Consider the following 23,765-nt stretch of genomic DNA (forward strand, 5'->3'; position numbering starts at 1 on the left):
CGGAGAAACAAATGGTTGAAGGTTCTCAGGGTTTTCCGCATATCGAGCTTAGGCTGACAACAGAAGGACGTGCTGCATCGCCACCAGGAGGAGGAAAAAAAAATCCTATAACAGTTGTTAATCTAGGCAATCGCCAGGGACATGGAGGTAAACTCAAAGGTTCGGTTGACTCCTTGATCTTTGAATGGCAAGAAACTCAAGAAGAACGAGAGCAAGAAGAGAAGCCGCCACTTAAATCTCGACGTATTATCTTAGAAATTGATCCTGATTCTTTTAATCCAGATGGGTTGAAAGCATATGGTATTGAATTGATTGCTGATACAGAAGATGGATATATTATCGGAGCATCAGCAGATTTAGAACTTAGTGAACTACAAGAAAAGATAGAAAAATTTATTAATGAGCAGTATGGTGGTAATAAAGTTGCTGAAATTTGGGAAGTAATAGACGGTAAAAAAAAGCCAGAATTGATTCTTTCTCCAAACTTATTTACTGAATTATATGAGAAATGGCTTGTTATAAAGGAAGAGCAGATATACACTGTTGATGTAGGTGTTGCCTGTGTAGGAACCAAAACCAAGCTACCTAATTATCCAAAACTCCAACCTCATGAAACTAATGAGAATTTTACAAAACGAGTTAATAATTGGATTCAGAAACGTCAGTTAACTGAGCAAGAATGGGAAGAGATATCCTGGGAAAGGCAAGACGAATTTGAAGAGTTTATTCAATTTTATAAAGGCAAGATTATCAAAGGTTTTCAAGATGATGGAGGTGAACTTGGTACAGCCACTCTGCCTGATAGCTTTTCATGTCGAATTCAAATTTCCGGTAAAGGTTTAAAAGATTTAGTTGAGAATTTCCCCTACATTTTTGATGTTAGTGAGCCAGATGAGTTTGCTGAAATTATTCAGCGGCAAGACCTATCTGATATTAACTCTCCATCATTTCAACTAGAATCGCCTGAGTTAAATGCTCCTAGAGTATGCGTTATAGATAGTGGTATTCAAGAAAGACATTCTCTGCTAAAAGCAGCAATTGATTCAAAAAACTCAAGGTCTTGGGTTCCAGGAGAAACTGATAAAACTCCAGACTATGTTAGCAATGGTGGACATGGAACAAGTGTCGCTGGTGCAATCCTTTATCCAAGAACTATACCTCGTAGTGGTAATGAAAAGGCTGTTTGCTGGATTCAAAATGCCAGAGTTCTTCAGGCTAACCGCAAACTACCTAAACAATTATTTCCACCGAATCTTCTGGGTGAGATTGTTGAATTTTATCAAGAACAAACGAGAACTAGAATTTTTAACCATTCTATTACTGGTTCTGTTCCCTGCCTAACCCGATATATGAGCGCTTGGGCATCATCTATTGATAATTTGACATGGCAAAGGGATATTCTCTTTATTGTTGCAGCAGGAAATTTACCTCTCTACAGTAGAATTGGCTTTACAAGATTATCTGTGAGAGAACATATAGTAGCAAATCGACAATATCCAGACTATTTATTAGAAGATTCATCCAGAATTGCTAACCCTGCACAAAGTTTTCAAGCTTTAACGGTTGGCTCTATTGCTTTAAATTCTTATCATGCACCACCTTATTATTCGATTGCACAGAAAGATAAACCCTCTGCTTTTTCGTGCTGTGGATTAGGAATTTGGGAGACGATTAAACCGGAAGTAGTTGAGTATGGTGGAGATTTAGTAATAGATGAAGGTATACCACCAAACATCACCTTTCCTAAAGATGTTTGTCCCGAATTAGTACGGTCAACTTTGAACGGTGGGCCAGCAATTGGGGCTGATAAAGTTGGTACTTCCTTTGCAGCACCAAAAGTAAGCAATATTGCTGCACGTCTTGCGGCCGAGTTACCTAATGAAAATTGCCTTCTTTACCGTGCATTAATAGTACAATCAGCAAGATGGCCAGAATGGATAGTGGAATATGGTGGCGATAAACTGCACATTTTACGTCAAATTGGTTATGGTCTTCCCGATGTTGCTCGTGCTTTGGGTAATGCTCCCAATAGAATCACTTTGATGACAAGAGAAGAGCGCCGCATTGTAGCTAAACAAGCTCATATTTACCAAGTAAAACTGCCAGAAAAATTACGTTCTCAAGGAGAGGCATTTAAGATTCTTCTGGAGGTTACTTTATCATACAAAGCCCAACCACGTCGAACTCGTAGAAATCGTCGAAAATATCTTTCAACTTGGCTTGATTGGGAATGTAGTAAAAAAGGAGAAGATCCAGAACTTTTTAAGGCTAGAGTTTTGAAAGAGTTTGATGCTCCAGAAGATGCGGAGAAGGGAGAAGGTCTTTTTAAATGGATGCTCGGCAAACAAAATCATCACGGAATAATTAAAGGTGTATCTAGAAGTGCAGGAACCCTTCAAAAAGATTGGGCTGTTGTAAATTCATTTGAACTCACAGAAGCATTTTCCATTGCCGTTGTTGGACATGAAGGTTGGAATAACGATCCAGAAGCTAGTGTTCCATATTCTCTAATTGTGAGCTTTGAAGCCATACAAGCTGATATTCCAATTTATACGCCTTTTGTTGAAGCTCAAGTTGAAATAGAGATTCAACCCACGATAGAAATTCAATCTATTGTAGTTAGCTGAGGCGATCGCACCCCCGCTATTAAACATCTCCATAAATTAAATATGGATTATCCAGAACCCTTGTAGAGACGTAGCAGTGCTAAGTCTCTTTTACATCAGATATTTATTAAGATTTGTATTTATCCTGTTAAAAGTGAAAGTCCCTATAGGGGTAATATTATTTACTACTTGTTTTAGTTAAACTTAAATTTTCTGTGATATCTTTCCGTAATCAATAATACCCGTGATGTAGATAATATTGTAGTAGATATTAAAACCTAGTATTATGTCTAGTCAAGAACAAAATTCCAATCAAGCAGTCAACCAAACACAAGCTACCGGAACAAAGAGAAAAAAACCACAGCCTCCACCAGATATCAAAAGACCAAAGATAACCGAATAAAAAGCATTACAATTACTTGCAGAGACTTAAATTAAATTAAGTCTCTGCAATTTTCATCAATAATAAATCAGCTTATTTATTTTTTGCTTGAGTCTTTGCTTGTTCTAAAGCTATTTCTTTAATTGCCTGATAGGAATTAACATTTGAATTACCTTCAATAGCTTTAACTGCCAAATCTTGGACTTGTTTAAGAGCTGATTCAAGTTGTTTAGAAAGATTTTGAATTCGCGTCTCTTGATTAGTAATAGTTTGTTCTAGAGATTGCAGTCTTTGTTCATAAAAACGCTTTTGCCCTTCCACTTCCTTAGAATATAAATCTGATTTTATTTTAGCTTGGTAGTGGGCGATGCCTTTGCCTTCTTCTGTAGCTTTTTTGATGGCTGCTTCTTTATCTTTCGGAAAAGCCTCTACCTTAGCTTTTAACTCTTCAAATTGTTTCTCTCTCTCAGAAATTGCTTTCTCCCGTTCAGCCCACTGCTTTTCTGTTTCTTGTAATAATTCTTCCAGTTGCTTATATAACGCTTTCTGCTCTTGTTCGTATTCGTCATTTTGCAGTTGTCGCTGAAGTTCTAAATTATACTTATACTCTGCTGCATCACGTTGCCGAGTTTTATTCAAGTTTTCATTCCTTTCTTTTGTCGCCCGTTGCTGTTCCTCCTGTTCTTTTCCCCAAGCATTCCTTTGCTCTAGTATTTCTTGGAATAAAACTTCAGAACGCCGGGTATATTCTTCCTGATAAGCTTTAGTATTATCTTCATAAGCTTGGATGAGAGTATCCAAGATATCATCAGAAATTTCTAAATTGTGCAACTGTGTTAATTGTTGGATTTCTTCTTCTAAATTTCGTCTGATTTCTTCTAACTTAGAGGCTTTTGTGATTAGCTGTTCCGATAATTCATTAGCAGCACTGCCAAAACCTAATTGAATCTTTGCCAAGCTTTCAATTGTATTGTTCATTTTTTGTTGGACACTAGAAAGCTGATTCATAGGTGTTTTTTGTTCTAATTTAGGCTGTTCTTTAGTTCCAGACTGGTTGACTTTGGCGACTTGCTCAAGTTCTGATTTCAGTGCTGCTTTTTCTTTAGCTAACTCCTCATACGCCTGAAGAATTTCTACTTTAGTATTCTTATCAGTCGGTTTTTTTACCACCACAACAAACCTCCTCTTCAGGAATTCAAAATGATTAAGATGCTACAGACTCACAACTATTTAGGATTAGAACTACCAAAAGCCCTCATAGCTAAGTCTTGTGCTTGTTTTAATGCAGTTTGCAATTGAGCAGAAATACCTTCTATTTGCTCAGACTGTTTCTTAATTGTTTCTTCCAGAGATTGAATTTTTTGTTCATAACTCTGTTTGTTAGATTCCCATTCTCTTTCAAATAAATCAGCCTCAAATTTAGCTTTTTGGCTTGTTTCTTTAATTGCTTCTTCTCTAGCTTTCTTAACGGCTTCTTCAAGTTCGTTAGGAAATGTAGTTACTTTTTGCTCATAATCTGCAAAGAGTGGTTGGCGTTCTGCGAATATTTTTTCTCGTTCTGCCCAATCTTTCTCTTTCTTTTGAGAATTTTCTTGGATTTCCCTTTGTTGCTGGCGCTTTACCGCTTCGTAACTGTCTGTATTGAGTTTACGAGCAGTTTCTAACTTATACTGAGATTCTTCTTGTTCTTGCTGGCGATCTTTAGCTAATAAATTATTATATGTTTGAAGTTTTTCTTCATACTCTGCTTGCTCTTTTTGCCATTCTTTCCGCCTGATGGTAATTTCTTTTTCTAGTGCTTCCCTTTTGCTGATAGTATCTTGTTCGAGGATTTTTAATTTTTCTTGGTGTTCTTGACTTAATATGTCTAATGTATCCGCAACAACTCTGATTTGTTGAAGCTCTTGTAGGCGTTGAGTTTCAATTTCTATGGCTCGGTTCAATTCATCTAATTTGGAATTTTCCTGAGCTAGTTTTTCAGATAAGGCGTTGAGAATGCTGCCAAACTCCAATTGTAAATCAGCTAAACCTTTAACAATACTATCAACTGTATATGCAGAAGCTGCTCGCAGAATTTCTTGACTTTTTGCCTTTTCTGCTTCCTCTTGTTTGGTTGCTATTTTAGATTCCAGCTTTTTTCTTTGAATAATAATTTGTTGAAATGCTTGCATTAGTTGTTGTTTGCTGTCCTTGACTCCAACTGTAGTCATCTTCCAACTCCCTTCAATAGGCAAATGATTTATTGGGTAGCAAGCCATACCAATGACTACCCTATGCAGACATCAGAGTAGCTTTAAATCAACATTTTTAACGCAGTGGAAATACTGGAATGATCGACAGATGATACTTACGTGGTGTACGAATTTTCCACATATATATCCTTTTGTCTTTCAGGTATAGTTTTTCCTTTCAATCTTTAGTACAAATGTACTAAAATAAATATACCTAATCTCATCTCCTCTTGTCAAGAAAATCCTTCATGTAATCATGTTTTTCCTATCACATATCATTTTGTGAAGGCAGAAAAGCCCTTAATTACAGCAATTATCAGCTAAACAGACCATCTCCTGTAGAAACGCAAGCCCTTACGCCCCTAAGATAGATAAATCTATGTGGTTCAAATATATGAAAACTGCTGTAAAAGACTATTTAGAAGCTGGCAACCACAGTGATTTATGATTTAGAAGGTTGCTGTGGTAGATGTTATTTTTTGTAAAAAAAATCTAAAAGAATTAACCCTAGTAGAAGCGCGGTGACAATAAAGCGAGATAATAGACTCAATCATCCTAATTGATACAAGCACAGTCCTAGACTTTTGTGATATCAATGTATACCAGTGAATCGACCAAGTATTCTCCTAGAACGGACATTGGACAAACCAGCCGTATTCTAGTAGTAGAAGATGAAGAATTAATCCAGGAAATGCTAGCTGTAGCTCTGGAAGAAGAAGGTTACGGGGTGATAACTGCCCCTGATGGGCGGTCTGCTATGGAGTATCTCAAAAGTTTTGAAACCCATTCAGGGGAACTTCCCTTCGATTTGATTATTCTTGATTTGATGCTGCCCCAAATCAATGGGCTAGATATTTGCCGTTTGCTGCGTCATCAAGGAAACCCAGTACCTATTTTAATGCTCAGTGCTAAGGGTAGTGAAACTGACCGTGTTTTGGGGTTAGAGGTGGGTGCAGATGACTACCTGACCAAACCCTTTAGTATGCGCGAGTTAGTGGCTCGTTGTCGTGCTTTACTCCGCCGCCAACGCCTAAGTAATTTACCACAAATACCAGTATTAAAATTTAAGGATGTCTCCTTAAATCCTCAAGAATGCCGTGTGCTGGTTCGTGGTCAAGAAGTGAGTCTTTCCCCCAAAGAGTTCCGCTTGCTGGAACTGTTTATGAGTTATGCCCGCCGGGTATGGTCACGAGAACAATTGCTCGATCAGGTTTGGGGGCCGGATTTCGTCGGCGATAGTAAAACTGTAGATGTTCACATTCGGTGGTTGCGCGAAAAATTAGAGCAAGACCCAAGTCATCCCGAATATATTGTGACTGTAAGAGGTTTTGGCTATAGGTTTGGATAATTAGTTGGGATAGTTGTTAGTTTTTAGTAGTGACCAAGAAACTAACAACTCGAATGCTTTTATTGGGATTTTTGCTGGGTTTAGCGATAGGCATTGGGTTTTGGATTTGGCAACAGGTTCAACTTAACCGCTACCTGGGGCGCTTACTCCGACCGTTAACCTCGCATTCTGACAAAATGGGACTGCTGCTGATTCCTGGATTGCAGCAGAAAATAGCAATGGTGAAGCAGCAACGCCAAGATTTACAGCAGTCGTTGCAAACTTACCAAGACCTGCTAGATTTTGCACCAGTGGGATATTTGCAAGTGGATGAGGAAAATCAACTGCTGTGGTGTAATCGACAGGCGCAGGAAATTTTGTATCTGCAAAGGTGGCAACCAGAACAGGTGCGCTTGTTATTGGAGTTAGTACGGTCTTATGAACTCGATCATTTAATTGAGCAAACTCGCGATCGCCAAAAACCCCAGACGGGAGAATGGGTATTTCATCCGTCTTGTGATGATGCGGCAGAGATGGGAACAATCAAATCTCTGGCTTTGCGGGCTTCTAGCTTGCCTTTACCCAATGGACAAGTTGGAGTATTTTTAGAAAATCGTCAACCCCTATTAGATATAAATCAAGTACGCGATCGCTCTTTTTCCGATTTAGCACACGAACTTAGAACGCCGCTAACTTCGATTCGCTTGGTTGTAGAAACTTTACAAAATCGCTTGGAACCACCTTTAAATCGTTGGGTTAACCGTTTGATGCAGGAAGTTGATCGGCTGATTAACTTAGTGCAAAGCTGGTTAGACCTCACCCAAATGGAAGCAAACCCAACCATGCAATTGCAAGCCAAAGCTGTAGAATTGCGATCGCTAATTACATCTGTTTGGGAAACACTAGAACCCTTGGCAGTGCGCCAACATCTGTCTTTTTCTTATTCTGGCCCTGAAAATCTGTGGATTAAGGCAGATAAAGCCCGGATTTACCAGGTTTTTCTCAACTTGCTAGACAACAGCATTAAGTACAGTCCTCCTGGTACAAGCATTCATGTTGAAGCGAAAATCTTATTAACAAAAGATAACTATCCTGCTTCCCCAATCTTGGAAATAAATCTGATTGATTCTGGAGTCGGGTTTTCTGAGATAGATTTACCCCACGTTTTTGAGCGATTTTATCGAGGAGATAAAGCGCGAACTCATTCCCCCCAAGATAGTAACTCCATCGGGGCGATCGTTGGCAATGGATTAGGATTAGCGATCGTTGAGCAAATTCTAATCGCCCACGGTGGTTCAATCAAAGCAATGAACCATCCAGAAACTGGCGGTGCGTGGATGCAACTCCAATTTCCTGAAGTTATGGCAAACTCCCTAAGCCAAGACTATAGTTAGTAATATCTTCACCTTTGAGACAACAAGTGTGAAAGCTGTCGACTATACTCCCAATCCTCAAAGACCACAACTCGCACGCGCCATTAGGCGCTTAGAACGGGATGTATTACGTATGGGTGCTTTGGTAGAACAATCATTTCGCCTCAGCCACCAAGCGTTATTTGCTCGTAACTTAACAGCTGCTGAAGAACTTCCTCGATTAGATAAAAAGATTGATCGCTTTTATCGTCAAATCGAATCAGACTGTACGGCGATTATGACGCTACAAGCGCCTACGGCTCCAGATTTGCGCTGTTTAAGTGCCTTTATGCAGTTGGTACGAGACTTAGAGCGGATTGGCGATTATGCTGAGGATTTAGCTGAAATTGCGATTAAAATTTTTCCTTATGCGCCTCATACGTCAATGCCCGATATTGAAGCTATGTCCCTTCACGCCCAAGCGATGCTAGCAACTAGCTTGAAAGCTTTGGGGGATTTCGATGAAGCCGGTGGACGCCGTTTAAAGCATCTGGATGATACTGTAGATGATGCTTACGATCGCGTTTATCAGACTTTAGCCCAACAACGGGATCTGCCTGGTGTAGTCGAGCCAATTATACTGCTGGCACTGGCAATTCGTTGTCTGGAACGTATGGCAGATCATGCCACCAATATCGGTCAAAGGGTAGCATATATTGTCACCGGTCAACGCTCTTAATTGACTTACTGCCCAGATCCCCGACTTCTACCCTTCAGGAAGCCACCCTACGGGTGTCTATAAGAAGTCGGGGATCTGAATTTATCTGAAATAACCGTCATTCCACCTAATCCAATACCCTTGAGTTAAGGGTTATTGGTGTAGATAATTGGTCTTTCAAGACGCATAAATCGCGTCTCTACATAGTGTTTTGGGCTGATCTCAACTGTATTGTCACTTAATATTTATAATTTTTTGTGTCTACATACTTACTTAGTGTTCAGAAAATACCAAAAATAATTAAAAATAAGTTAACTAAATATTTTACTAAAAGCTTACCTATTCTTAAACTTGCACAATTAAAGTAACAGATAAACAACTAAAAAAATTCGGTTCTATCTAAATAGATAAATACCTAAAATAACAAGTTGTTGCCATCAGAAAATTTTGAGTTAGTCCCTAGCTCTAATTGAGAAGGATCAACTTTCAGATATACAAGTAAATTTTAATACAAATTATTAGAGTTTCTTAATCATTAGAAATAACGAAATTACCTGATAATTATGTAGTTACGGTTAATGATGTATTCAAAAAGTTCTACTTCAAACTCTTCTTTCGTGTCAAATAGCTGTGCTTTGGGCGGACAATTGCCCCAGCAGATATTTACCCGTCGAGAAGTAATTCCACCTCAAAATGACGTACTTTGGCGTATTGAACACGGTGCAGTTCGTACCTTAACGTGGAGTGAAGATGGAACATTTATCACTCTTGGTTATTGGGGACTAGGGGATCTAATTGGCTATCCTTTATCTAGAGTCAAGCCCTACCAAATTGAATGCCTTACTGGCGTGGAACTAAGCATTGTGCCACCTCATCTGTGGCATCAAGATATTAATGCATTGTTGTCTCACATTCAACAGTCAGAGGATCTGCTAAGTATTGTGCATCAAAAACCAGTTTCGCTACGTTTATGGCAGTTTTTGGTATGGTTAAGTGAAAAATTTGGACGTGAAGTAGATAAAGGTAAATTAATTGATTTAAATGTTACTCATCAAGATATTGCTGAAGTATTAAATACTACGCGAGTAACAGTTACCCGACTTCTACAACAGTTGGAAGAACAAGGAACAGTCTTACGTCACAAACGCCGTATTATTTTGCGATTACCAAATAAATTAATTGAAAATTATAGTTCAGCACTATATTAAATAACTTGTATTTCTCACGGGATAAGGGTATAATCGTCGCTGTGATTGTGTGTAAAATTCCTGAAAGTAAAGTGTTTTAAGCATTTTACCCTGAGTGGATTATTAGGTGTGAGTGAGAGTAATAAAATGACAAAACGATTCTGGAATCTTTTTAAGGTTAGTCCAGTTGTTTTAGCTGCTGCATTTTTTGCTGCCAATAGTGCTTTAGCTGCTGAAGTCAACGACCAGGTAACAAATGTTGCCCAGTTATCTGAAACTCAAGATTCTAATGAAATGAGTCAGGTAACATCAGTTTCGCAATTTTCTGACGTGCAGCCCACAGATTGGGCATTCCAAGCTTTACAATCTCTAGTTGAGCGCTACGGCTGTATTGCAGGTTATCCCAACAGTACTTATCGAGGGAACCGTGCTTTGACCCGTTATGAATTTGCCGCAGGTTTGAATGCCTGTCTAGACCGGGTTAACGAACTTATTGCTACAGCGACTGCTGATTTGGTCAGCAAACAAGATTTAGCTACTTTACAGCGCTTACAAGAAGAATATTCTGCTGAATTAGCAACTCTGCGCGGTCGTGTTGATGGACTAGAAGCCCGCACTTCTGAGTTGGAAGCTAATCAGTTCTCCACTACCACCAAGTTGGTTGGAGAAGCAATTTTCGCCGTGTCTGATGTTTTTGGTGACAATAGAGCAGCTCCTAGTGGTGCTCCGACTCAAGACTTGAATTCTAACACCACTTTTTCTGACCGCGTTCGTTTAAACTTATACAGCAGTTTCACTGGTAAAGACCAGTTGCAAATCCGGCTGAATGCTAACAACACCATCTCCAATGCTACTGTGAGCGGTACTAACATGACCCGCTTGGGCTTTGATGGAGATAATGGCAACTCTGTTGTAATCGATAAAATTAACTATGCTTTCAACTTGACTGACGCAGTGCGTGTCAAAGTTGATGCTACCGGTGGCGAGCTCTATGAAAACGTTAATACCTTCAACCCTGACTTTGCTAGCTCTGGTAGAGGTGCGCTCTCCCGTTATGGACGTTTCAGCCCCATATATCGTCAAGGTCAAGGTGGTGCTGGTTTAACAGTTACTTTCAATCCTACCGGACCAATCAGTTTGAGTGGTGCTTATCTAGCTAGGACTGCTAATAACCCTACCCTTAATAATGGGCTGTTAGACGGTGATAATGCTATCTTTGGCCAGTTATCTTTCCAACCCAGCAAAGCTTTTAATATTGGTCTAACCTACGCCCGCACTTATCAAACTAATCTTGTTAACAATACTGTTAACAATAGCCTTTTCCAAGGTACAGGTAGTGCTTTTGCCAACAATCCCTTTGGGAATAACACTCGTACTATATCCAACAATTACGGTGTAGAAGCTACTTTCCAATTTAGCCCTAAGTTGGCTCTTAGTGGTTGGGGAGGTTATACAACTGCTGATGCTATTACTGGTGCTAATGCAGGTGCAGATGCAGATGTTTGGTATTGGGCTGGAGCACTTGCTCTCAAAGACTTTGGTGGCGAAGGTAACGTTTTGGGTGTCATCTTTGGTCAATCACCCAAAGTTACTGGTGGTAGCATAAAAAATGTTGCTGGCAATACTGCCTTAGATGACAGTACCTCTTATCACTTAGAGGGTCTTTACAAGTACAAGGTTTCCGATAATATTCAGGTAACACCTGGCTTGTTGGTAATCTTCAATCCAGAGCATAACGACGCTAACGATACTGAATACGTAGGTACTCTACGTACTACTTTCACCTTCTAAAATTGGTGATGAAATATAAAGCTGAGAATTAGATAAACAAAACCCCACTTTTTGGTGGGGTTTTGTTTAAGAAAAAAATTAGCTATGTAGGATTATAATCTGGCTGATTGGATATATCTTTTGGCGGGCGATCGCTACTCCAAGCCCACCACACAGAACCACAATGACAGTAGTAGAACTCTTGCCATTTGCGACGACGGTCTTCTGTAAGTACAGGCGATCGCCGATTTAGCCAAACTTTTTCAGCTTCTAGGCTACTTGAGTGGCAATTAGGACAGCAAAAATCATAAGCATGTATTGCCTTATTCGTCCATTCAGGCGGGAGGGGGGCAAAAGCGTCCATGTAGTTATAAAATATAGTCTTAATGGTGATCCAAAACTTTGAGGTTTTGAATTGGGCGGCAAACGAATACTATAAAATTCCGCCGCATTATCAAACTGCTTAATCAATATTCTTATCGCTCGATCTGAATCTATTCAAGGCTGCGAGAGCATCTCATAAATCAAAGGTTAACACGAAAAGTTTATTTTTTACACACCTAGTTACTATCCACATTATGGCTAATAATTAAATTTATGGAGCCAAATGTTGAAATTCGCCGTTTGTTAGATGTGATGCCTGCTTCTGGTCGGATGACGACAAAAATCGTTAGTAAGCCAGAGCAAGCAAAAGTGATTGACGCTTCCTTTCCCCAACCCTGGAATCAGGCGCGACCGATATATATTAATTTTGATTTGTGGCGACGCTTGACCAAGCCGCAACGAGACTTGCTGCTGTTGCAGATGGTTAGCTGGTTAACGGGGGTGAAGTGGTTTAAACCCGATATTTATCAAGGTATGGTGTTGGCTGGGCTGTTAGGCGGATTCTGGGAAGCAGCACAGTCAGATATAGTGGGTGTAGCCGTAGCTGGGGGATTAAGTGCGATCGCAGCTTTTCGGATCTGGCGCACTAATAAATCTCAAGAGTCAGAGTTGAATGCCGATGCCGCAGCAGTTAAAATAGCACAGCGACGTGGTTATTCAGAAGCTGAAGCAGCACAGCACCTATTATCTGCAATTGAAGCGGTAGCCAAAATTGAAGGGCGTTCCAGTTTCAATTTTACTGAGTTGATTCGTTGCCAAAACCTACGAGCGATCGCAGGTTTATCACCAGTAGGTATACCAGAAAGTTATGATAAGTAGAATAAATGTCTCTGCTGCCCATTTGTAGCAACATTTAAACTGAAAGGTTTTTATAGGAGTTTTTGAGAGCGCTCAATCAAAAACCTCTAAATTCCAAATGAGGTTTTGGTTTTGTCTAAGCTTAAATTTTCAACATAATTTCTTGCTTAGAATTAGAGCAAGCTATTCAATAACAACTGTAGCTTTATGCATTAAGCCCAAAGTTTCTAGTGTTTATGCGACAAAATACAATCGATGAGGCTTAAACTAGCTGCAATCCATGAGGCTATTCTACACTGGAATAAGAGAATGTGTGTTTAACTGACTTAGATATCAAAAACTGGAGAGTTTTGTCATACCTTCTCAGTGTTACTTACAATCTGATTACCTTATCTGGTAAAACTTAACTTAAATTCTGTCAGTTACTAACGGAGTTGATGGGAATGAGTACCTTAATTTTTATTGCTTTGGTAGGCGTTTACGGAGGCGGTGTTTGGAAATTTTGGAATGGGTTTGGACGGACTAATTTTAATCCGACTTTAACCAATCGGATTGGTTTATCTTTGCTATGGCCAGCTTTGTTTATTACAAATCAATCTTATCGTCGAAACTTTAGAAAGGCGTTGAAGGGCTAGGGATTACTAATGAACTACCCACAGTTGGCTTCACTTCGTGACGCTGCGCGAACGCCTGAACTGCGGGTTTCTACATCCCTCAGTTCGTTTTTAGCAAAGTTTTCTGTAGATTTTTGGCGCTTCTTCGTCCCTAGTTGCTTCATGCTTCCCGCAGTTTTGCGGGTGCGTGGAGTAGAGCTAGGCGACTCTGCGCCTACGAGACTGGTTCCCAATCCCGGTAGAGTTCCTTTAGCCCAATAAAGCATTACTTCGGCAGCAGCGATGTCCCTATCTTGGATGTAATTACAAAGAACACACTCATGCACTCTAATATCGAGTGTTTTCTTGTGTTGGTTTCCACATTTAGGACAGGTTTGAGAAGGCTTGACTTTTTTAGTTGGAACTTCGATAAATACACCACCAATTTGCTCAACTTTGTATTTAATCGCACTACGAAGCATTCCAAAGCCAACATCGAGTATTGATTTATTCAACCCAGCCTTCTGCTTTTTGCCTTTGCCATTATGAGCTCTACTGGTCATGTTCTTTACTTCTAGCTTTTCAGTTGCCACCATGCTGTTACTGCGGGTAATTTGTGTGGCGACTTGATGAACCCAGTTCTGCCTCTGGTTAGCAACTTTGTATCAAAACTAAGTGCGAACTGATAGAATTTTCGGGAGAATCAGACCATGTTCACTTACTGCTTGATTTCCATCCTGACAATAATTTATCAGCCTTAGCGGGAAGTCTGAAATCAGCTTCTAGTAGAATTATTCAAAAAGAATTCACAGAACATTTAGCAACTTTCTACAAAAAACCTGTCCTTTGGTCTAGCTCTTACTATGTTGCTTCATCTGGTGGCGCACCGATCGAAAAGATAAAACAGTATATCAAATCTCAAGAAGCACCAAAGGAATAATTGGAAATTACTCAAATCCTCTCCGCACTGTTTGAACTACGTTCAAAAACATTTGAGAGGTTTTCGCAATTTCCCGCTATTCATCCCTACCTTGCGAGTACGCTGAAGGTGGGGACTTTCGCGTTACGTTAAACCTAACTTCATCCGAACTGGCGGTGGCATATATCTCAACAGAATACAACCCAACCTCCCTTCCCTACTAGGAAAGAGAGGTTGGGTTTGCTCCTTTTAGGAACCAGAGGATTTAGGGAGGGATAAATTCGTTAATCGTTGGTAAAGTATTTCAGCTGATGAATTTACGAATTATTTGTGATTGGTTAACAGATGGATTGCTCCACCTACAGCCGCACCATCAATAGCATTGCCAAGAGTATCTCTGCTATCGCCAGTGATTACACCAGTTACTGCGCTAGCACCTGCACCAACTCCAATATCTTGAGCGGCGTTCCGGTGACGGCGACCACGAGTGTTTCTCAGACCATTTGCACCATTGACGGCTGCACCAGTGACACCACCTTTTACAGCATTCCCTAATACACTGCCATTTCCCCTAACAGCTCCGGTTACAACATTGGTAACAGCCCCAATACCTGCATCTCTTAGTACTTGGTCATCAGCAGCAGCAGGTTTTGCGGGAACTAAAGTTACACCAGCTAAACTTGCAGCCATGAGGCTGGGTAGAAGTGTGCGTTTTAGGATGTTATTCATTGTCTTACTGTCTTACCTTCTCAAAACATCAAACAATTGGCAAAAAACCAAAGTTACTAGAGTCTGATAAAATCTGATTTGATCATTTGAACAACAGCAACTATTTATTGTTTGAGAACACATATATAGTCGCATTTGCAAAATCATAACTGCATCTACTGAAAGCATGAATATAAATTCAGCCCACAGAAGGCCCTGCTGATTTATTAGACCATGCCAAAGATTACGTATTGACAAAATAAATTAAATATGTATCTAGGATTTTTTCATTAGTAGGAAGCTACTTCTAATGAGAAATCGCGTAGTGTTTACCCTATATATCTAAAGATAGTTGCCAAAATAATTAAACTAACTCATCGGGGTTAATATTTAATTCTCTGAGTTTAGCAGCCAAGTGTTGCCATTGCTCCCATCTGTTTGTAGCAAATTACCCTGATTATCCCACCAGCGCAACCAGGGTAATTCTAAATTTTGATAACGGTCTTGCCAAGAAAATGTTAGGCAAAGGTAGAAAAACCGAGATTGGGTGGAATATCTTGAATCCGCCCAGGCCCGATCGCTCGTAATGCTTCTTTGAGTAAAATATCCCCAGTATACAAGGCACGTCCGACAATTACGCCAGTCACGCCTTGAGGTTCTAAAGCCAACAAACTCAACAAGTCGGTGACAGAACTTACTCCGCCAGAGGCAATTATCGGGATGGAAATTGCTGCTGCAAGTTCTCGCAAAGCTTCTAAATTTGGGCCTGTAAGCGTACCGTCCCGATGGATATCGGTGTAAATTATGGCGGCTGCACCCAATTCTTGCATTTGTACAGCAAGTTGAGTGGCTAAGACTTCTGAAGTTTCTAACCAACCGCGAGTTGCTACTCGGCCATTACGGGCATCAATACCGATAATAATCTGTTGGGGAAATTCTTGGCAGAGTTCTTGCACTAGCTGGGGTTGTTCTACGGCGATGGTTCCAAGAATTGCCCACTGTATGCCTAGATTAAATACTTGTTGTACACTGGTGCGATCGCGCAATCCGCCACCAATTTCAATGGGTACTGACACCGCATGAGCGATCGCTTCAATTGCCCCCAGGTTTACTACTTTACCTGCTTTAGCACCATCTAAATCAACTATATGCAATCTGGTAGCACCTTGATCTACCCACTGTTTGGCAACATCAGCAGGATTTTCGCTAAAAACTTGCGAGCGATCGTAGTCTCCCTGATACAGTCGCACACAATGACCATCTAGTAAATCAATTGCTGGAATTACGTCCATTTAACTCTTCCTCATTGCAATCAAAACCTATCTATAGCTGAATTTACTATTTTTCATTTTTCATTTTTAATTGCCTTACAGCTTGCCCAAAACCCAGCACAAGCAAGATGTTAGAAAGCGTCAAAAATAGTTCTGCACCACCGTGCAACCAATCTACATTGGCTAAAGACTCGCCATAATGTAATACAGCATAAATCCCCGCCGGAATGGTGATGGCAACAAAGACGAGCGTGCCGTAAAATCCATACAGCGCTAAACGTGGCATTTGCGGACTGCGGCTGATAAACCACAAGAAACCCAAATAGGGAAACAGTGAAAGTGCAAACAGGGTTTCTTTAGAAATCATTGCTCTGATTTAATAGGTTTTGGTTCAACAGTGTCAACAGATTTGGTAGAACGCCAAATCAAATACGCGGCTGCCCAAAGCGTAAAATTACCAACTAAAGTCATGGTAGCTTGAAGCGTTACCAGCCATTCCAGAGATTCGGCGTTGTCGAAATAATGCCAGGTACAGGCACACATAGCGCTGACTAAAGCTGGTAACATGGCAAGGGATAATCCCCACCAGTTGCGGTTATTAGTGAGTTCGCCGTAAGTCCAGATTAACCAAATGGCAACAATCCACTCAATAACGCTAGAAACATGAATAATCCAGGTGGGAATCGAAAGGGTGTGCATAAAAAAGTTAGGAGTTAGGAGTTGGCAGTTAGGAGTCTTTTTTATCTTCCTCTTTTACGAAGTTTGAAAATAGAAATTGTGAATGAGTCTACTATCTGTAGCAACGACAGATATTCTGTATAAAAAAAGTTGTTAATTTAAAATCCAAAATGGTCAAGATGCGGGCGTTATTGTCTGGGTATTACGGTAAAGGTAATGGTGGTGACGAAGCTTTGTTGGCAACGCTTTTGCAAATGTTACCACCTGATGTAACGCCTGTGGTGCTTTCTGGTAATCCAAAGGAAACGCGCGATCGCTACAATGTAGAAACCTACGATCGCATGGCTCCCTTAGCTGTACTGGAAGCTTTTCGCTCAAGTGATGCCTTGATTTGGGGCGGCGGGAGTCTGATTCAAGATGTTACCAGTACTATTAGCCCATTTTACTATGGCGGACTGATGGCATTGGCGCAGAAAATGGGTTTGAAAACTGTAGCTTGGGCGCAAGGTATTGGCCCGTTAGTGCGTCCGCAAACTCGTTGGTTGGCACGGCAAACCTTTAGTAATTGTACCAAAGTTAGTGTCCGCGATCGCGCCAGTGCGGCTCTATTATCTGATTGGCAAATTCCTTGTATTATAGCTCCTGACCCGGTTTGGGCGTTGGAATCTCAACCAGTTCCAGGACTTTGGGATTTACCTGCGCCGAGAGTTGCGGTAACGTTGCGATCGCACCCCCAACTTACGGAAAAACGTTTAGCAAACTTAACTCGCGCTTTGGTGGATTTTCAAAAAGCCACGCAAGCATTTATTTTATTACTGCCGTTTCAAAAAAGTGAAGATTTAAGTATTGCCGAAGCTATTCAACCACATCTTAAAGATGTTAGCCAAATTTTGTGTCTGGAAGATCCGCAACTTTTAAAAGGTGTGTTTCGTGGCGTGGAAATGGCAATTGGGATGCGCCTGCACAGTTTAATTATGGCTGCGGCTGAAGGTTGTCGCTGCTTTGCTCTCAGTTATGACCCCAAGGTAAATCGCCTGATGGAAGATTTAGAAATGCCTGGATGGGATTTAGCAAGTTTACCCGATGACCCCAATTTGATTGGTCTGACTTGGATGGAGCATTACGCCAATGGCGATCCTTTATCATCAGAGAAAATCCAATCTTTGGTGGATGGCGCTTTATTACACTGCGAGTTGTTGAGTGAAGCTTTGAGTTAGGTTTTTATTTAGATATGAATAGGAAATGATATGACACAGATATCTCAGCCAAAACGCACCCGCATTTTACCAGCATCAACCTTAGTCTCTGAAGAAGTACATCAGCGTCAGGAACAACGTGATGCTCTTGCTATGCGGTGTCGTGCTGTTTTCGAGCGCTTACGTCCAACTCTGATTGAAACGCATTATAACTGGCATATTGCTATCGACCCCGAAACACAAGAGTATCTCATTGACCCAACACTCTTGGGAATAATGCAAAAAATTCATGATGCTTATGGCAATACTAACGAAGTAAAACTTACTATATTCCGACTCAACGATACAGGAAGCTGCGGCAGGTTATGATTTCAGGTTCGTTTGGGGATAATGGCGAACTATTATTTGAAATTCAGCTTGTTGCTGCTAATAATGACAAATTTTCTGTTGAAGCTTTACTCGATACTGGGTTTACAGATGGGTGGTTAGCTATCAATACTCAAGATTTGGAAGTATTAGAGTGGTCATTGATGACGGCACAGATTGAAATGCGGACAGCACGAGGGGAAGCACGATTCGATATCTATGAAGGCAAACTTATTATTGATGGAACTGAAGTTATAATTCCCGTCCATGTTGGAGATGATATTCCTGATACCATAATAGGTTCGTTGTGGCTGGACATTATGCAGTTGGTCGTTAATAAACCAAAAGAAATATTAACTCTTGAAATGGTGAATAGCAATTAACTTAGTTATACAAACTTAATCAAAACTTAGGAAAAATATTTTCTCTTATCCAAGCTTCAAACTCCAGAACAAATTCTATAGATTATGGCAAATCTGAATCGTGCAATTTCTGCCAGCAATCAACCTATGGGTGCAGTTCGAGTCCAAGTCAAGCTCACCAATGCCATTGATGAAGCGCTTGTCAGCCGAGGAATGCTCAATCCAAATATGCTGCGGGTTTATGAAACTGAAGCATTAGTAGACACTGGGGCAGTACGTACTGTACTACCCATGTCTATTGTCCAGCAACTTGGTCTAAGAATTCGAGGACAGCAGATTGCTCAATACGCTAACGGTAGTGAAGAATCTATCGGCGTGACGGAACCCGTAATTATTGAATTGGCAGGACGGGAAACTACCGAAGCCACATTAGTTACAGGTAATATAGTCCTGATTGGACAGACGGTTCTAGAAACGCTGGATTTACTGGTGGATTGTAGAAATCAACGACTTATCCCGAATCCTGAACATCCTAACTATCCCGTGATGAGAATATAGGCTAGTGACTCATTTTCCTACTAACAATCCCTGACCACTGTACTTTTTTCTCTTTTTCCCGACGGTAAGAAAAGAAATGCTCTGGAGTTTGGAAAGTACAATAAGGTGCGATCGCAATTTGTTCTGCACTAATTCCCATATTTTCCAGTTGCAAGGTATTCACTCGCCGCACATCCAGCCTTACTTTTCCGGGATTTGGATCTTCTAGTAAAGGTGAATTTGGTAACTCATGTAATGCAGTTACAATTTTTTCTTCGTCATCATGTGATATAATACTAGCCCCAATTTCGGCAGCCACTTCGATAGAGACTTGATAAACCTCACCAGCGATCGCTGGGCCCATCGCAATGCGTAAATCATCAAGTTTGCTGCCTTGAGATTGTAATCGAGCGATCGCCAAGGGGACAATCTTTTTAGCAGTCCCCCGCCAGCCTGCGTGTAATGCCGCCACCCGTCCAGTTTGCACATCCCCAATCAGCACAGGTGTACAATCTGCGCTAGCTACCCAAACCGCTTGGAGAGGCAGTTCGCTGATTAAACCATCTGCCGATGCGAAATCCTCCTGTGCAGAGTTTAAAAAGCTTTCAACTTCTTGGGGGGTGAGAACAGTATTGCCATGAACCTGCTTTAAGCGATAGACTGATGCCTCTGGTTGCAATACTTCTGTGATAACTTGTGGCGATCGCGGCCAAAACTGCTGGGTAAAAAAGCCGTGATGCCAACCTTCCAGAATACTACAAGTTAGATAGGGCAGTCCTTCCCAATTGTGCCAGTGCCAAGTGTGCATCTTCAACCAAACCTAAACGGAAATCACTCATCAGCCAATCAATGCTAACTTGAACAACGGAATTTGGGTTAACTGCTGTGGGATTTAATCTGCAAAACTTGGAAGCAGCCTTGCAAGCAGGGCGTAAGCATACATATTTACCATTTTCTCTTCACTTTTTTGAAAACGTCTCCTCAACCAACCAAACCCTCTGGAGCCTACTCAACCAAGGGGCTATTTCAGGAACAGTAGTAATCGCAACTGTGCAATCTGCTGGGCGGGGACAATGGGGCCGCCAGTGGATTTCTCCGGTTGGGGGATTATATGTTTCCGTGGGGATTTCTTTCGACCACAAAATAGAAGCTACTGACAGCTATCAGCTAACTTTCGCTACTGCTTGGGGAATTGCGTCGCAATTGCGCCAACACGGCATAGATGTTGGCATAAAATGGCCCAACGATTTAGTTTTAAATGGTCGCAAACTAGGCGGCATTTTGACAGAAACCAAAGTAAACAAAGGACAAATTACCCAAGCAGTAATCGGTGTTGGTATTAACTGGACAAACCCAGTCCCAGAAACTGGAATCAATCTGGAATCGTGGCAAGCTTCCCAAGATTTCAGACCAATTTCGTGTCTGGAAATGCTCACCTCTACAGTCTTGCTGGGAATAGAATCCGGTATGGAGTGCCTTTTTCAAGAAGGAATAAGCATACTCTTGTCTCGCTATTTAGATTTGCTTACAAACATGGGCGATCGCGTCTACATCAATAATCTTTCGGGTACAGTAGTTGGGGTGACATCTCAAGGAAATTTACGAGTTGATTTAGAAACACATGATACAAAGGAACTAAATACACCGGAAATTTATATTCAACCCGGTACAATCAGTTTGGGGTACCATAAATCTTCCGTTTAAATTTGAGGGGTTTGTTCAAAATTTCGCTCTTTGGGCAAGACAAACCACTAGCATCATCTCTTTAGGCTAATTACACACAACTGAGAGAACAAATGACGCAGCGCAAAAATTCTGCCCCTTATCGTTTGCACTACTTATGGCAGCAAGGTCTAACAAAAAAACGTTTTGCCTCGACACTACCAGCCCAGGGTCTCTGTTGGCTCAGTAGCGTCAGCCTCCTTAGCGGCGGCTTTGTGTTTGCCCAAACGGAAACACAAATAGACAACATTGTTCCTACTATTGAAAGTTCCAAGCCTTCAGCAGTTACAAATCCAATAAAACAACAGGCTGTTGCGCCCCAGGCAGACCAAACACAACCGGAATTTTCCCAACGGCGTGCCAGACTCAGACAGAGACTACGCAAGCCAGAGGTTGCTCAATCAAAAGAGCCAGTTAGGCAGTCTACACCCAAAATTGAAGCTGCTGAACCTGTTGTGATTATCAGACAGTCAAAGCCCAAGGTAGAAGCCTCCCAGGTTACTCCTGCAAGGGTGAGACAGGAAAAACCCAATACCCCTGCCCGCTATGCACCTGAAAAACTCCCAGAAGTTGCTCAACCATCAAATAACTCAAACAGCCCTGTCAGTACAACTGCGGGGAAAATAAAGGATTATAATAACGCCTATATTGATCCTAATAGTTATGACAGTGGTGCTACAGGTACTTATCAAGCACCAAATTCCGTAATTCTCACAGAACGCTCCAGTGGTTGCCGATCGATTTTGCCTTCAGGGCAAAGCGTATTAGGCGGCGTTTGCGCCAAAACACCCCAAAAGAATATAGCTGATTCTAATGGTAAAGCAGCACCTAATTGGCTCCGAAGAAGTCAAAACGCACAATTACCAGTAGTTCCACCCGTGCGGCAGATTGCAACTACTGGCAATACCAGTAGATGGCGTGCTGCTCAAAGTGTTTCTAGTGGTGACACCAAAACCGCATATCGCCCGAATCGATTTATCCCAAATCCCAGCGAGTTTAGCCCCACAACAGTGAGTGCAACTCCCATTGCGCCAAGTGGCGGGACTTTACCTCCACCAATGGCAGATGGTAACATTGCACCCCGTCCCAGCAACGTAGCTTACGACTTTTCACTGGCATCAGTATTGCCGCAAATCCCCTACATAGGGAGAGTTGCCTATAGTGGTACGGGAATGATGTATCCACTGTCTATTCCCGCTCCCATTACTTCTTTGTTTGGTTGGCGAATTCATCCAATCACAGGAAATCAACGCTTCCATGCTGGTACAGACTTGGGTGCGCCTACGGGAACACCAGTTTTGGCAGCAGCTGCTGGTCAAGTGGAAACTGCTAACTGGTTGGGCGGTTATGGTTTGACCGTGATCCTAAATCACAAATCTGCTGAACAAACTCTTTACGGTCACATGTCAGAAATCCTTGTTCAACCTGGTCAGTGGGTACAACCTGGAACTGTCATCGGGCGAGTTGGCAGCACCGGAGCTTCCACAGGCCCTCATCTGCACTTTGAAGTCCGCCATCTGACACCGAACGGGTGGGTTGCTACTGACCCAGGCGTGGAATTGCAAAGTGCCCTCAGTCAGTTAGTGCGAGGCTTGCAAACCGCCCAGGTTAGTCAAGAACCAGGTAGCTAGAAGAACTTGAGGGGCAGGGGGAGCAGTTCTTGAGCAGGGGAAGAAATCAATTCAAAATTCAAAATTCAAAATTCAAGAACTTCTGCCTCCTGCCTTCTGCCTGGTTGTTGAGCGTAGTCGAAACACTGCCTTCTCTTTCCCAATGCCCCATGCCCTATGCCCAATTACAAATACCCGTGTTCTGCTAGGAATGCGGGTGTAATGCCATCTATACCATTGTCATCATGGGCGGTGGTGTGGGGGTTGCCAGAATAAAGGAATTTTTCGACGTATTTGCCGAGAATATCCCCTTCGAGATTCACTAAACTCCCAGAAACCAAATAGCGAAGATTTGTCTGGCTGTATGTCAGGGGAATAACCGCTACTTTGAATTGGGAGAGTTCTGGTTCATAATCGGCGACTGTGAGGCTGATGCCATTGACGGCTATGCTACCTTTGGGGACAATGTACCGTGCGATCGCCTCGGATGCAATAAAGGTCATTTCCCAAGAAGTAGCCGTTTGTTGTGCCACTAGCAATTGACCGATGCCGTCTACATGACCCATCACAAAATGACCGCCAACTTTGCTGCCTACCCTGAGTGACGCTTCTAAATTGACATATCTCTGTTGGGTTTGCTCACCTCCCAGAGTAGTGCGGCGTAGAGTTTCCGGTGAAGCCGTGGCAATAAACCCGTCTTTTAAAACTTGTTCCACTGTCAGGCAAACACCATCTACAGCAACACTGTCACCATAAGCCAAATCTTGCATAATTACTTCACCCGACTGGCTCACACAAGTAATTTGCCAAGAATCGCCCCCTAAGGGTTCCATCGTTCCTAATGCCTGGATTAATCCTGTAAACACGGCTTTTTTATCAAACTAACTCTATTTATTGCCTAATTTTGCCTGAAAGCAATTGGTAATTGTCACAGAAATTTAGAACATCCAAGTATATTTTCTGACTTTTTTTCGTATAGGAATATTAACACATTAGCATCCTTCACAAGGCATACTTGGGTAAGAAGGTTATTGTTTAAGAAGACCAA

At 41.5% G+C, this 23,765-nt stretch carries 24 protein-coding genes and 1 pseudogene; 15 read left to right on the top strand and 10 right to left on the bottom strand.

Annotated elements, in window-relative coordinates; translation table 11 throughout:
* The first annotated feature begins 11 nt into the window (after positions 1-11).
* A complete protein-coding gene (locus RMX98_RS12685) occupies positions 12-2,627 on the top strand; it encodes a S8 family serine peptidase (RefSeq protein WP_322677246.1) in 2,616 nt (871 codons plus the stop codon).
* Positions 2,628-3,081: 454 nt separating this feature from the next.
* Here the strand turns inward: RMX98_RS12685 and RMX98_RS12690 are convergent, their stop codons facing one another.
* Together RMX98_RS12690 and RMX98_RS12695 are read right to left on the bottom strand one after the other, a co-directional pair.
* Entirely contained in the window at positions 3,082-4,161 is a 1,080-nt protein-coding gene (locus RMX98_RS12690) for a hypothetical protein (RefSeq protein ID WP_322677245.1), read from the bottom strand.
* Between the two features lie 53 nt (positions 4,162-4,214).
* Entirely contained in the window at positions 4,215-5,198 is a 984-nt protein-coding gene (locus RMX98_RS12695) for a hypothetical protein (RefSeq protein ID WP_322677244.1), read from the bottom strand.
* Between the two features lie 616 nt (positions 5,199-5,814).
* Between RMX98_RS12695 and RMX98_RS12700 the strand changes: the two genes are divergently transcribed.
* The 5 genes from RMX98_RS12700 (at position 5,815) to RMX98_RS12720 (ending at position 11,594) form a co-directional block, all read left to right on the top strand.
* A complete protein-coding gene (locus RMX98_RS12700) occupies positions 5,815-6,567 on the top strand; it encodes a response regulator transcription factor (protein ID WP_322677243.1) in 753 nt (250 codons plus the stop codon).
* Positions 6,568-6,620: 53 nt separating this feature from the next.
* Entirely contained in the window at positions 6,621-7,940 is a 1,320-nt protein-coding gene (locus RMX98_RS12705; protein WP_322677274.1) for a sensor histidine kinase, read from the top strand.
* Positions 7,941-7,968: 28 nt separating this feature from the next.
* Positions 7,969-8,637: a phosphate signaling complex protein PhoU gene (gene phoU, locus RMX98_RS12710; protein ID WP_322677242.1), complete on the top strand. Its 669-nt coding sequence runs from the start codon at positions 7,969-7,971 to the stop codon at positions 8,635-8,637.
* A 557-nt stretch (positions 8,638-9,194) separates the two neighbouring features.
* Positions 9,195-9,824 carry a Crp/Fnr family transcriptional regulator gene (locus RMX98_RS12715; RefSeq protein WP_322677241.1) on the top strand — a complete coding sequence of 210 codons (630 nt, stop codon included), beginning with the start codon at positions 9,195-9,197 and terminating at the stop codon, positions 9,822-9,824.
* A gap of 126 nt (positions 9,825-9,950) precedes the next feature.
* The gene (locus RMX98_RS12720; protein WP_322677240.1) at positions 9,951-11,594 is read left to right on the top strand and encodes an iron uptake porin; all 1,644 of its coding nucleotides are present in this window, start codon (positions 9,951-9,953) and stop codon (positions 11,592-11,594) included.
* 82 nt (positions 11,595-11,676) lie between these two features.
* Here RMX98_RS12720 and RMX98_RS12725 read toward each other — a convergent pair whose 3' ends face one another.
* Positions 11,677-11,937, bottom strand: coding sequence for a hypothetical protein (locus RMX98_RS12725; RefSeq protein ID WP_289799312.1), 261 nt, complete (start codon positions 11,935-11,937; stop codon positions 11,677-11,679).
* Positions 11,938-12,170: 233 nt separating this feature from the next.
* On the opposite strand from RMX98_RS12725, the gene RMX98_RS12730 reads away from it, so the two are divergent.
* Both RMX98_RS12730 and RMX98_RS12735 read left to right on the top strand, forming a co-directional pair.
* Complete coding sequence (locus RMX98_RS12730; protein ID WP_322677239.1) at positions 12,171-12,776, top strand: DUF3318 domain-containing protein; 606 nt, start codon at positions 12,171-12,173, stop codon at positions 12,774-12,776.
* 422 nt (positions 12,777-13,198) lie between these two features.
* Entirely contained in the window at positions 13,199-13,390 is a 192-nt protein-coding gene (locus RMX98_RS12735) for a hypothetical protein (protein WP_322677238.1), read from the top strand.
* Positions 13,391-13,404: 14 nt separating this feature from the next.
* On the opposite strand, the pseudogene RMX98_RS12740 reads toward RMX98_RS12735, so the two are convergent.
* Positions 13,405-14,010 (bottom strand): annotated as a pseudogene (locus RMX98_RS12740) (RNA-guided endonuclease InsQ/TnpB family protein); the annotation flags it as partial.
* A gap of 23 nt (positions 14,011-14,033) precedes the next feature.
* Here RMX98_RS12740 and tnpA point away from each other — a divergent pair.
* Positions 14,034-14,288, top strand: coding sequence for an IS200/IS605 family transposase (tnpA, locus tag RMX98_RS12745; protein WP_409881444.1), 255 nt, complete (start codon positions 14,034-14,036; stop codon positions 14,286-14,288).
* 303 nt (positions 14,289-14,591) lie between these two features.
* On the opposite strand, the gene RMX98_RS12750 is transcribed toward tnpA, so the two are convergent.
* From RMX98_RS12750 to RMX98_RS12765, 4 genes are all read right to left on the bottom strand, one after another.
* Complete coding sequence (locus RMX98_RS12750; protein WP_322677237.1) at positions 14,592-14,996, bottom strand: hypothetical protein; 405 nt, start codon at positions 14,994-14,996, stop codon at positions 14,592-14,594.
* Positions 14,997-15,493: 497 nt separating this feature from the next.
* The gene (hisA, locus tag RMX98_RS12755) at positions 15,494-16,267 is read right to left on the bottom strand and encodes a 1-(5-phosphoribosyl)-5-[(5-phosphoribosylamino)methylideneamino]imidazole-4-carboxamide isomerase (RefSeq protein WP_322677236.1); all 774 of its coding nucleotides are present in this window, start codon (positions 16,265-16,267) and stop codon (positions 15,494-15,496) included.
* Between the two features lie 46 nt (positions 16,268-16,313).
* Positions 16,314-16,613, bottom strand: a complete 300-nt coding sequence (locus tag RMX98_RS12760) for a DUF3593 domain-containing protein (RefSeq protein WP_322677235.1) — start codon at positions 16,611-16,613, stop codon at positions 16,314-16,316.
* Positions 16,610-16,945, bottom strand: a complete 336-nt coding sequence (locus tag RMX98_RS12765; RefSeq protein WP_322677234.1) for a DUF2499 domain-containing protein — start codon at positions 16,943-16,945, stop codon at positions 16,610-16,612. The genes RMX98_RS12760 and RMX98_RS12765 overlap by 4 nt, the downstream gene beginning before the upstream one ends.
* A 158-nt stretch (positions 16,946-17,103) precedes the next feature.
* On the opposite strand from RMX98_RS12765, the gene csaB reads away from it, so the two are divergent.
* From csaB to RMX98_RS12785, 4 genes are all read left to right on the top strand, one after another.
* Positions 17,104-18,141, top strand: coding sequence for a polysaccharide pyruvyl transferase CsaB (csaB, locus tag RMX98_RS12770; RefSeq protein WP_322677273.1), 1,038 nt, complete (start codon positions 17,104-17,106; stop codon positions 18,139-18,141).
* Positions 18,142-18,171: 30 nt separating this feature from the next.
* Positions 18,172-18,489, top strand: coding sequence for a hypothetical protein (locus RMX98_RS12775; protein ID WP_322677233.1), 318 nt, complete (start codon positions 18,172-18,174; stop codon positions 18,487-18,489).
* A complete protein-coding gene (locus tag RMX98_RS12780) occupies positions 18,486-18,869 on the top strand; it encodes an aspartyl protease (RefSeq protein ID WP_322677232.1) in 384 nt (127 codons plus the stop codon). The genes RMX98_RS12775 and RMX98_RS12780 overlap by 4 nt, the downstream gene beginning before the upstream one ends.
* Before the next feature lie 84 nt (positions 18,870-18,953).
* Entirely contained in the window at positions 18,954-19,406 is a 453-nt protein-coding gene (locus RMX98_RS12785; RefSeq protein ID WP_322677231.1) for a retroviral-like aspartic protease family protein, read from the top strand.
* A gap of 1 nt (position 19,407) precedes the next feature.
* Here RMX98_RS12785 and pgeF read toward each other — a convergent pair whose 3' ends face one another.
* A complete protein-coding gene (gene pgeF / locus RMX98_RS12790; protein WP_322677230.1) occupies positions 19,408-20,193 on the bottom strand; it encodes a peptidoglycan editing factor PgeF in 786 nt (261 codons plus the stop codon).
* 77 nt (positions 20,194-20,270) lie between these two features.
* Between pgeF and RMX98_RS12795 the strand changes: the two genes are divergently transcribed.
* Together RMX98_RS12795 and RMX98_RS12800 are read left to right on the top strand one after the other, a co-directional pair.
* On the top strand, positions 20,271-21,089 hold the full coding sequence (locus RMX98_RS12795) for a biotin--[acetyl-CoA-carboxylase] ligase (protein WP_322677229.1): 819 nt from the start codon (positions 20,271-20,273) through the stop codon (positions 21,087-21,089).
* Between the two features lie 92 nt (positions 21,090-21,181).
* On the top strand, positions 21,182-22,738 hold the full coding sequence (locus RMX98_RS12800) for a M23 family metallopeptidase (protein WP_322677228.1): 1,557 nt from the start codon (positions 21,182-21,184) through the stop codon (positions 22,736-22,738).
* Between the two features lie 164 nt (positions 22,739-22,902).
* On the opposite strand, the gene RMX98_RS12805 is transcribed toward RMX98_RS12800, so the two are convergent.
* Positions 22,903-23,583: a riboflavin synthase gene (locus RMX98_RS12805; protein WP_322677227.1), complete on the bottom strand. Its 681-nt coding sequence runs from the start codon at positions 23,581-23,583 to the stop codon at positions 22,903-22,905.
* Positions 23,584-23,765 lie beyond the last annotated feature (182 nt).

The organism is Nostoc sp. DedQUE02, assembly GCF_034531035.1.
GTDB lineage: Bacteria > Cyanobacteriota > Cyanobacteriia > Cyanobacteriales > Nostocaceae > Nostoc.

Coding starts and splice junctions, on each gene's coding strand:
- RMX98_RS12730 (WP_322677239.1), top strand. CDS start 12,171: ATGGAGCCAAATGTTGAAATTCGCCGTTTGTTAGATGTGATGCCTGCT.
- RMX98_RS12720 (WP_322677240.1), top strand. CDS start 9,951: ATGACAAAACGATTCTGGAATCTTTTTAAGGTTAGTCCAGTTGTTTTA.
- RMX98_RS12695 (WP_322677244.1), bottom strand. CDS start 5,198: ATGACTACAGTTGGAGTCAAGGACAGCAAACAACAACTAATGCAAGCA.
- RMX98_RS12785 (WP_322677231.1), top strand. CDS start 18,954: ATGGCAAATCTGAATCGTGCAATTTCTGCCAGCAATCAACCTATGGGT.
- RMX98_RS12750 (WP_322677237.1), bottom strand. CDS start 14,996: ATGAATAACATCCTAAAACGCACACTTCTACCCAGCCTCATGGCTGCA.
- RMX98_RS12685 (WP_322677246.1), top strand. CDS start 12: ATGGTTGAAGGTTCTCAGGGTTTTCCGCATATCGAGCTTAGGCTGACA.
- RMX98_RS12800 (WP_322677228.1), top strand. CDS start 21,182: ATGACGCAGCGCAAAAATTCTGCCCCTTATCGTTTGCACTACTTATGG.
- RMX98_RS12725 (WP_289799312.1), bottom strand. CDS start 11,937: ATGGACGCTTTTGCCCCCCTCCCGCCTGAATGGACGAATAAGGCAATA.
- RMX98_RS12765 (WP_322677234.1), bottom strand. CDS start 16,945: ATGCACACCCTTTCGATTCCCACCTGGATTATTCATGTTTCTAGCGTT.
- pgeF (WP_322677230.1), bottom strand. CDS start 20,193: ATGCACACTTGGCACTGGCACAATTGGGAAGGACTGCCCTATCTAACT.
- RMX98_RS12735 (WP_322677238.1), top strand. CDS start 13,199: ATGAGTACCTTAATTTTTATTGCTTTGGTAGGCGTTTACGGAGGCGGT.
- csaB (WP_322677273.1), top strand. CDS start 17,104: ATGCGGGCGTTATTGTCTGGGTATTACGGTAAAGGTAATGGTGGTGAC.
- RMX98_RS12780 (WP_322677232.1), top strand. CDS start 18,486: ATGATTTCAGGTTCGTTTGGGGATAATGGCGAACTATTATTTGAAATT.
- hisA (WP_322677236.1), bottom strand. CDS start 16,267: ATGGACGTAATTCCAGCAATTGATTTACTAGATGGTCATTGTGTGCGA.
- RMX98_RS12705 (WP_322677274.1), top strand. CDS start 6,621: ATGCTTTTATTGGGATTTTTGCTGGGTTTAGCGATAGGCATTGGGTTT.
- RMX98_RS12715 (WP_322677241.1), top strand. CDS start 9,195: ATGATGTATTCAAAAAGTTCTACTTCAAACTCTTCTTTCGTGTCAAAT.
- RMX98_RS12775 (WP_322677233.1), top strand. CDS start 18,172: ATGACACAGATATCTCAGCCAAAACGCACCCGCATTTTACCAGCATCA.
- RMX98_RS12700 (WP_322677243.1), top strand. CDS start 5,815: ATGTATACCAGTGAATCGACCAAGTATTCTCCTAGAACGGACATTGGA.
- RMX98_RS12760 (WP_322677235.1), bottom strand. CDS start 16,613: ATGATTTCTAAAGAAACCCTGTTTGCACTTTCACTGTTTCCCTATTTG.